Origin of the sequence: Phormidesmis priestleyi ULC007 (genome assembly GCF_001895925.1) — a bacterium.
Lineage (GTDB): Bacteria > Cyanobacteriota > Cyanobacteriia > Leptolyngbyales > Leptolyngbyaceae > Phormidesmis_A > Phormidesmis_A priestleyi_A.
In genome coordinates this window covers 156,080-164,408 of the sequence record NZ_MPPI01000007.1, presented here as the reverse complement: position 1 = coordinate 164,408, position 8,329 = coordinate 156,080, and the positions used below count along the sequence as shown (strand labels likewise).

The window sequence follows — 8,329 nt, the reverse complement described above, 5'->3', positions numbered from 1 at the left end:
GATCGCCGCAATCTGAGTCGTTAAATCAACGATTTCTGTCTCGCCAGTCTGAATTTGCGCTTGCAGTTGCTCGACACTTCGGGCAGCTTGCCGATAGCGAATCACGACTTCCCACTGCTCTTTGGCTTGCAGTTCGCCGCGAAGTTTTTGATATTTTTCAGCTTTGATGCGATCTTGTGCCAGACGATCGCGCTGATCGATCAATTCTTTTTCGACGATGTGATATTTGTCTTCTCGCTCTTTTACCGCGTCGAGCTTGTCTTTGGCTTGATTGATCTTGCGATCGAACGATGCCACACCAGCCATTTCATCAATGATTTCTCGCCGCTCTTTTGCGTTCATGGAGATGATCCGCGTTACGTCTCCCTGAAGCACAACGTTGTAACCTTCAGGATAAATTCGCAGACGATTGAGTTGCTCGTGTAAATCAGTCAGGGTGCAGGGTTCGCCGTTAATAAAATAGTTAGAGGTATAAGTGCCTTGCTGAGTGACTCTTAGTTTTCGGGTAACGCTCCATTCGGTGTTAGGAGTTTCACTTGCACCGTTACCGTTACCATTGCCGTTGGTGTGTCCATTTTGGTTGGATGCCAGTTCGACTTCCTCACCTTCGGGCTTGCCCAATGTATTAAGCAAATCAAGCTCGTCAGACAGGTCAAACGTGGTGGTAACGGCGGCTTCAACGGTCGATCGTCCGCGTGTGCTTTGGGTGTGATTTACCAAGTCAGGGAGCCGCTCTGCCCGCATTCCTTTAGAGCCTGCCAAACCCAAGCAAAACAGCAATGCGTCGAGCAGATTTGATTTGCCTGACCCGTTTGGGCCCGAAATCACAGTAAACCCCGGCAGCAACGGAATCGGAGTGGTGCCACCAAAAGATTTGAAGTTAGTCAGTTCGACGCGCTTGACGTACACAGGCTGTTCTGACCGAAAAATGAGTGTTTAGTGTAGCCCGAATAGGGCTTTGTGGCTGGAAATGAGCGAGTTTCCTATATTGATAGCACAGTTAGAACAAGCGTTCTATATATTTTTCGGTTTTTTGACGATTTTGAGCAATTGTACAGGCAAAAATCGATTTGGAAAGAAATGAGGGCGAGGCAATGCCATACGAGAGGAGGGCACAGCAATGCCGTGCCCATACGAAATCTAATGGGTCAGAATTTTATATTCGCGGGGCTGCCAGAAAATATGAAGAGGAGGGCAAAACCCACGATCGTCAACCCCACCGAAAATCCCAATAATTTCAATTGATTTTGCCACGCCCCAGACTGATTGGGGACACACCAGAGAATTAGCGTCCCGATCGCCATCAAGCTACCCAATATTGCCGCCGTTCCCCCGACCCAAGCTGCTGCAAACCAGACAAACAAACTAACCATCAAAAAGCCTGCTGGTAATGAGTCAGCGATCGCTCTGTTAAAAGTTTTGAAGATCTTGCGATCGCTGACACAACTGTCATTTAAACATCATAAATACGACATTCTGCGGCATCCGGGCTGTCGGCACAATAGCGATCGAGGCTAGACCGTTTGTCTGGACTTTGATCAGACATCTCGGCTTGCACTTCTTCCACCGCATCCCAAGCCGCTACACATTCACTCGACGCATCTCCCGTCGTCGCACAGGCAGTCCGAGCTTGCTCTGTTAACTCTTGAAGCTGGTTTTCAACATTTGTAGAAGGAACTTTTGTCTCTGGAGTCATCGGCTTATTTTCCTGACTAGGAGTGATCATTGGACTTTTGACTAAGTAGCTTTTGAATTAAGACTCTCAAAAGTCCTGAATTCAACTTAGCGCCCGTTAGCCTGATCGAACTTCCTCCCCAGACAGATCTCTGCCTATCGCTGATCCCGGCTTTTTCCATCGCAAAACTTAACACACAGGTAAATAAGAAGGCATCACCCCCTTTTGGTAGACTTGTAAACTGAGAGCGCTTTTCAAAGTGGCTCAATATCAGCAGTTGGAGGACTTACTTCGTGGAAAACACGCTGGGCTTAGAGATTATTGAAGTGGTTGAGCAGGCTGCGATCGCCTCCGCTCGCTGGATGGGAAAAGGGGATAAAAACATGGCTGACCACGTGGCAGTCGAAGCCATGCGGGAGCGGATGAATAAAATCTACATGCGGGGTCGCATCGTGATTGGAGAAGGAGAGCGAGATGACGCTCCGATGCTCTATATCGGCGAGGAAGTGGGGGTGTGTACTCAACCCGATGCCAAAACCTTCTGCAACCCCGATGAGTTAGTCGAGATTGATATCGCCGTTGACCCCTGCGAAGGCACCAACCTTTGCGCTTATGGTCAACCCGGCTCAATGGCAGTGCTGGCAATCTCCGAAAAAGGTGGATTGTTTGCCGCCCCCGATTTTTACATGAAGAAAATTGCGGCTCCTCCGGCTGCCAAAGGCAGAGTAGACATCAACAAGTCTGCCACTGAGAACTTGAAGATTTTGTCTGAGTGTTTAGATCGCTCGATCGAAGAACTCGTCATCGTCGTGATGAAGCGCGAACGCCACAACGGTCTGATCGCTGAAATCCGTGAAGCAGGTGCCAGAGTGCAGCTAATCAGCGATGGTGACGTGGGCGCTGCCATCTCTTGCGGCTTTGCAGGCACCAACATTCACGCGCTGATGGGCATCGGTGCGGCTCCTGAAGGAGTCATTTCTGCCGCCGCAATGCGCGCAATGGGTGGGCACTTCCAAGGACAACTGATCTATGATCCAGAAGTGGTGAAAACAGGTCTAATTGGTGAAAGCAGAGAAGCTAACATCGATCGTCTGAAAAGCATGGGCATCAACGACCCCGATAAAGTCTATGACGCAAGCGAATTGGCATCGGGTGACACCGTGCTATTTGCAGGATGCGGCATCACTCCTGGCAACCTGATGCAAGGGGTGCGCTTCTTTAAGGGCGGCGCAAGAACCCAGTCGCTGGTGATCTCCAACAAATCTCAGACGGCTCGATTTGTTGACACCGTTCACATGTCTGGACAGCCCAAAGTGGTGCAACTGCACTAATCGCTCGGTCGATCGGCGATAGGGAATAGTCCGCGAGGTGTTGGACTATTCCCTGTTTGCTCACCATTCTTGACCCGTTAATTTTCAAATTCATCGCGTTCAGCATCGTAATTTTAGAGTGAATTTAAAATGAACATTGCCGTTGTGGGGCTGAGTCATAAAACAGCTCCGGTTGAAGTTCGCGAAAAACTGAGTATTCCTGAACCCGTTTATGACAAGGCGATCGCAGAGTTGTGCAGCTATCCTCACTTAGAAGAGGTCGCAGTTCTCAGCACCTGCAACCGTCTAGAAATCTATATTGTCACTACCGAAACTGAGCAGGGCATTCGCGAAGTCATTCAGTTTCTTTCAGAACACAGCAAGCTGCCTGCGATCTATTTGCGTCAATATCTCTTCACGCTGCTGCACCAGGATGCAGTTATGCACTTGATGCGAGTCTCGTCAGGGTTAGACAGTCTGGTTTTGGGCGAAGGACAAATTTTAGCCCAGGTGAAACAGTGTCACAAACTAGGGCAGCAACACAACGGCGTAGGTCGGATTCTCAATCAACTCTTCAAGCAGGGAATCACCGCCGGGAAGCGCGTTCGCACCGAAACTAGCATCGGCACGGGAGCGGTTTCAATTAGCTCGGCAGCCGTCGAACTGGCGCAGATTAAAGCCCAAAATTTAGCGGCTTGTCGCGTGCTGATCCTCGGTGCGGGTAAGATGTCTCGGTTGCTGGTTCAGCATTTGTTGTCTAAAGGTGCCACTCACATTACGATTTTGAACCGCACGATCGAGCGCGCTAATGAGTTAGCCAAACTGTTTCCCGATGCGCCGCTGCATCTGGGTCTGATGGCGGAAATGCTGCCGACGATCGCTGACTCCGATATTATTTTCACTAGCACCTCGGCAACCGAACCGATTCTCGATCGCGCCAAGCTAGAGTCTGTGTTGCAGCCCAATCAACATTCAATGCTGTTTGACATCGCCGTTCCTCGCAACGTCGATGCGAACGTCAACGAGTTGCCCCACGTCCAAGCCTTTAACGTGGATGATTTGAAAGCCGTGGTCGCGCAAAACCAAGAAAGCCGCCGCCAGATGGCAATGGAAGCCGAATTGCTGCTCGACGAAGAGATCGACGGATTTGATCTGTGGCTACGATCGCTCGAAACTGTTTCCACGATCAGCAGCCTGCGAGACAAAGTAGAAACGATTCGTGTTCAAGAATTAGAAAAAGCGCTATCGAGATTGGGGAATGAGTTTGGCGATCGTCATAAAGAAGTGATCGAGGCGCTGACTCGCGGCATTGTCAACAAAATTTTGCACGATCCGATGGTGCAGTTGAGGGCACAGCAGGATATTGAAGCTCGTCGTCAAGCGATGCAGACATTAACGGTGTTGTTTAATCTAGAAACCCCCTCAAATCAGCAAGCGAGAGTGTAGAAAGAAAATAGACGTTTCTGAATGAATGTATGAATTGCCCTCATCCCCAACCCTTCTCCCCAGGGAGAAGGGAGCCAGAAGTCTTGTTCCCTCTCCTTCTGGGAGAGGGCTAGGGTGAGGGCGAATTTAGCATTTCATACCGTAATTCAGCAATGCCAGAAAATAGACGTAAAGCAAACAGCAAGCTGAAACCGATCGTTCGTATCTTATGACTGAAATTGTGTTTTTGATTGAAGATGATCCAGATGGTGGCTACACTGCTCGCGCCTTGGGAGCAGCGATTTTCACCGAAGCAGATGACGTTGCCACTTTACGAGAAGAAATTCGGGATGCTGTGCGGTGCCATTTTGCAGATGAGCAGAACCGCCCCAAACTGATCCGATTGCATTTTGTAAGAGATGAAGTTATCGCCTCATGAAACTGCCGCGTGATCTGTCTGGACAGGAACTCGCGAAGCTTCTTGCTAAATTTGGATATGTCGTCCAGCGTCAGAACGGGAGCCATATTCGGCTAACAACTCAGTCAGGTGGAGAGCATCAGATCACAGTTCCAGATCACGATGCCATCAAAGTTGGAACGCTCTCTGCCATTCTGAGAGAAGTAGCTGAACATACAAAATTGAGTCGAGATAATCTAGTACAAGAGTTGTTTGGCAAGTAATTACTCTCTTAACTCTGTGCGGTTGGTTTGCTACCTGACTTTTGATCCTTGCGTTTTGTATGTGGAATCAAGTCTCTAAATCATTCGTTCCCTTAGTAGGGCTGTGGTTCGGGTTTGATCTGCTGTCTCATTTGATTGCAGAAAGCTTTTGGTTTCAAGAAGTGGGTTATTTGCGGGTGTTTTGGCTGCGGCTGGGCACTCAAGCGGCAATCTGGACGATCGTCACCCTTGGTTCAGCCTGGTTTCTTCTCGGCAATCTTGTTCACGCCGATCGACTCAAGCCCCAACCTTCAAAAACTCAACATTCAAATTCTCCTAATGCTCTCTTCTGGCTGATTCCCCTCACGTTTGCCCTCAGTCTGCTGATTGGGGTTTTGCTGCTGCACTATGGGCAGACCGCCGCGAGTTTTTGGCAGCTTAACTGGGTGCTTCCTAATATTTCTCCAGTCTCACCGACTCAATTTGGCTTAGACACGATCGCGCAAATCCTCGCTCAACTCTTTGCGCCATTAGGACAAGGGTGGGTTGCCTCGCTGGAACTGATCGCCTTAGCTGGATTTGCGATCGCGCTGCTGATCTATCCACGATTTTTATTAACCGTGATCGCGATCGGTTTCAGCTTGGGATTAGGATTTATTCTGTCGCACCATTGGGGCAAGGTGCTGCAAGCCCTCCACGCCATCTCGTTTGATGGGATTGAGCCACTCTTTAATCGAAATGTGGGTGATTATGTATTCTTTTTGCCGATCGCAGAACTGCTGCAATATTGGCTGATCGGATTATTTATTTATGGATTTGTCGCCGTTTGTTTAATCTATCTACTGTCAGGCAACAGCTTGAGTGAAGGAACAGTTTCAGGCTTTTCGCCGCAACAACAGCGCCATTTATCAGGGCTAGGCGGATGTTTGATGCTGGCGATCGCCCTCAGCTATTGGGTCAGTCGCTATGAGTTGCTCTATTCAACTCGCGGCGTTGCTTATGGAGCTAGTTACACAGATGTTGCGGTGCAATTACCTGCCTATACTGCGTTGAGTTTTGCAGCAGTGGCGATCGCGCTCTACTTTTTCTACCGCGCTTGCTTCAACTCAAAGTTCAGAATCCAGAATTCAAAATTGTTCTACGGACTCGCGATTTATGGATTAGTGGCAACGATCGCGACTCCGCTGTTATCGATTTCAGTCCAACGCTTTGCCGTCCAGCCCAACGAGTTAGCGAAAGAACGACCCTATATTGAGCGCAGCATCGCCAAAACCAGAGAAGCCTTTAACCTCACCGAAATCGACGCTCAAACCTTCAATCCGCAAAACGATCTCACCTTAGAAGCGCTTCAGAAAAACGCTTTGACCATTCGCAATATTCGCCTGTGGGATACTCGCCCGTTGCTGCAAACTAACCGACAGCTTCAGCAGATTCGTCCCTATTACACTTTTTTTGATGCCGACATCGATCGCTATACGCTCCCCAGTGAGCAGTCAAAGCGCACAACTGAAGAACAGCAAGTCTTAATCGCCGCTCGCGAACTTGACTACAACAATGTTCCGCCAGAGGCTCAAACTTGGGTCAACGAGCATTTGACCTACACGCACGGCTATGGATTTACCCTCAGCCCAGTGAATCGAGTGGCACCCGGCGGTCTACCTGGTTATTTTGTGCGCGATATTGGCGTGGATGCTCCCAATCAAGGCAACGGCAACTTGCGGCTTTCGAGTCAGCAGATTCGAGCCAGCATTCCGATCGAGAATCCGCGCATTTACTACGGCGAAAGCGCTCACACCTATGTTATGACTGCGACCAAGGTGCAAGAGTTTGACTATCCGAGCGGCAATGAAAACGCTTACAACACTTACGATGGGCGAGGCGGCATTAAAATCGCGGCTCCTTGGCGGCGCTTGCTGTTTGCTAACTATCTCAGCGACTGGCAGATGCTTTTAACGAGCAATTTTACTGAACAAACAAAGCTGCTGTTCCGTCGCAACATTAACGAACGAATTCGCGCGATCGCCCCTTTTCTGCGCTATGACCAAGATCCTTATCTCGTCGTGGCAGACGTTAAAGAAAATCAAGGAGCCACTCCCAGCCGTCTTTACTGGATTGTCGATGCTTATACTACGAGCGATCGCTATCCCTATTCCGACCCCGGACAGTTTGGCTTTAACTATATTCGCAACTCCGTTAAAGTTGTGGTTGATGCTTACAACGGTTCAGTAGACTTCTATGTGTCGGATGCTCAAGATCCGATGATTCAAAGTTGGGCAGCAATTTTTCCAAACTTGTTGAAACCGATCGCCACATTACCGCCTGCGTTGCTCAGTCATCTTCGCTATCCGATCGATCTCTTTAACAGTCAGGCTGAACGGTTGATTACCTATCACATGACTGATCCGCAAGTTTTCTATAATCGTGAAGATCAATGGCAAGTTCCGAATGAGATTTATGGCAACAAAACGCAGCCCGTTGAACCCTATTATTTGATTACCAAACTCCCAACTGCTGCCAGTGAAGAATTTATTTTGTTGTTGCCCTACACGCCCAATCAACGCACAAATCTGATCGCCTGGTTAGCGGCTCGATCGGACGGTGAAAACTACGGCAAACTGTTGCTATACACGTTTCCTAAACAAGAACTGGTCTTTGGCACTGAGCAAATTGAGGCCCGAATCAATCAAGATCCGGTGATCTCCCAGCAAATTTCTCTTTGGAACCGAGCCGGATCACGCGTCGTTCAAGGAAATTTGTTGGTGATTCCGATCGAGCGATCGCTGCTTTATGTCGAGCCGCTCTACCTCGAAGCGGAACAAAACAGTTTACCTACACTAGTACGCGTGATTGTTGCCTACGAAAATCAGATCGCGATGGCAGCAACCCTTGATGAAGCACTGCAAGCAATCTTTCAACCTACGCCTACGAAGACACCTGCGATCGTGCGTCCGGTTGAATAATCGGGTTAGGTAGTTTTGAATGCCGAACCGAAACCAAGTTCAATGCCTACAGCTTTCTCACTAATGTCCTATTAGGCATCTAAACCATCGTCCATTGTGACATTCCAAGTAGATATCTCTTCTTGAAACTTTGGATCATTAGCCTGCTCCTTGTAGGCATCTTCCAGATCCTTCATAAAACCCCTCTGCTTCTCTTTCGGGAGAATGTCGTTTATGAAACTGCCACGATCGCTTGTTAACTGACCTACAAAGTCTAGAACTTCGTCATCCAAAGTGATACTGACTTTCTTACTCATTCT

The 8,329-nt window shown here is 48.8% G+C and carries 9 protein-coding genes; 5 read left to right on the top strand and 4 right to left on the bottom strand.

What is annotated here, in order from left to right; genetic code table 11:
- The 3 genes from BRW63_RS08630 to BRW63_RS08620 form a co-directional block, all read right to left on the bottom strand.
- Nucleotides 1-909, bottom strand: a 909-nt coding sequence (locus BRW63_RS08630; protein ID WP_145980192.1) for an AAA family ATPase, incomplete at its 3' end; no start/stop codon positions are given.
- A gap of 239 nt (nucleotides 910-1,148) precedes the next feature.
- Nucleotides 1,149-1,373 (bottom strand): hypothetical protein, encoded by a 225-nt coding sequence (locus BRW63_RS08625; protein ID WP_073070482.1) that lies wholly within the window; start codon nucleotides 1,371-1,373, stop codon nucleotides 1,149-1,151.
- Nucleotides 1,374-1,453: 80 nt separating this feature from the next.
- The gene (locus BRW63_RS08620) at nucleotides 1,454-1,696 is read right to left on the bottom strand and encodes a Calvin cycle protein CP12 (RefSeq protein ID WP_073070528.1); all 243 of its coding nucleotides are present in this window, start codon (nucleotides 1,694-1,696) and stop codon (nucleotides 1,454-1,456) included.
- Nucleotides 1,697-1,968: 272 nt separating this feature from the next.
- Here BRW63_RS08620 and glpX point away from each other — a divergent pair, with 272 nt between their 5' ends.
- The 5 genes from glpX (at nucleotide 1,969) to BRW63_RS08595 (ending at nucleotide 8,030) form a co-directional block, all read left to right on the top strand.
- Nucleotides 1,969-3,006: a class II fructose-bisphosphatase gene (glpX, locus tag BRW63_RS08615; RefSeq protein ID WP_073070481.1), complete on the top strand. Its 1,038-nt coding sequence runs from the start codon at nucleotides 1,969-1,971 to the stop codon at nucleotides 3,004-3,006.
- A gap of 129 nt (nucleotides 3,007-3,135) precedes the next feature.
- Nucleotides 3,136-4,431, top strand: coding sequence for a glutamyl-tRNA reductase (locus BRW63_RS08610; RefSeq protein WP_073070480.1), 1,296 nt, complete (start codon nucleotides 3,136-3,138; stop codon nucleotides 4,429-4,431).
- Nucleotides 4,432-4,639: 208 nt separating this feature from the next.
- Nucleotides 4,640-4,849, top strand: a complete 210-nt coding sequence (locus BRW63_RS08605) for a 2-oxoisovalerate dehydrogenase (protein WP_073070479.1) — start codon at nucleotides 4,640-4,642, stop codon at nucleotides 4,847-4,849.
- Nucleotides 4,846-5,091, top strand: coding sequence for a type II toxin-antitoxin system HicA family toxin (locus BRW63_RS08600; protein ID WP_073070478.1), 246 nt, complete (start codon nucleotides 4,846-4,848; stop codon nucleotides 5,089-5,091). The genes BRW63_RS08605 and BRW63_RS08600 overlap by 4 nt, the downstream gene beginning before the upstream one ends.
- A gap of 59 nt (nucleotides 5,092-5,150) precedes the next feature.
- The gene (locus BRW63_RS08595; protein ID WP_073070477.1) at nucleotides 5,151-8,030 is read left to right on the top strand and encodes a UPF0182 family protein; all 2,880 of its coding nucleotides are present in this window, start codon (nucleotides 5,151-5,153) and stop codon (nucleotides 8,028-8,030) included.
- A gap of 71 nt (nucleotides 8,031-8,101) precedes the next feature.
- Here BRW63_RS08595 and mazE read toward each other — a convergent pair whose 3' ends face one another.
- Complete coding sequence (gene mazE, locus BRW63_RS08590) at nucleotides 8,102-8,326, bottom strand: type II toxin-antitoxin system MazE family antitoxin (protein ID WP_073070476.1); 225 nt, start codon at nucleotides 8,324-8,326, stop codon at nucleotides 8,102-8,104.
- Nucleotides 8,327-8,329 lie beyond the last annotated feature (3 nt).

Coding starts and splice junctions, on each gene's coding strand:
- BRW63_RS08625 (WP_073070482.1), bottom strand. CDS start 1,373: ATGGTTAGTTTGTTTGTCTGGTTTGCAGCAGCTTGGGTCGGGGGAACG.
- BRW63_RS08610 (WP_073070480.1), top strand. CDS start 3,136: ATGAACATTGCCGTTGTGGGGCTGAGTCATAAAACAGCTCCGGTTGAA.
- BRW63_RS08600 (WP_073070478.1), top strand. CDS start 4,846: ATGAAACTGCCGCGTGATCTGTCTGGACAGGAACTCGCGAAGCTTCTT.
- BRW63_RS08595 (WP_073070477.1), top strand. CDS start 5,151: ATGTGGAATCAAGTCTCTAAATCATTCGTTCCCTTAGTAGGGCTGTGG.
- BRW63_RS08620 (WP_073070528.1), bottom strand. CDS start 1,696: ATGACTCCAGAGACAAAAGTTCCTTCTACAAATGTTGAAAACCAGCTT.
- BRW63_RS08605 (WP_073070479.1), top strand. CDS start 4,640: ATGACTGAAATTGTGTTTTTGATTGAAGATGATCCAGATGGTGGCTAC.
- mazE (WP_073070476.1), bottom strand. CDS start 8,326: ATGAGTAAGAAAGTCAGTATCACTTTGGATGACGAAGTTCTAGACTTT.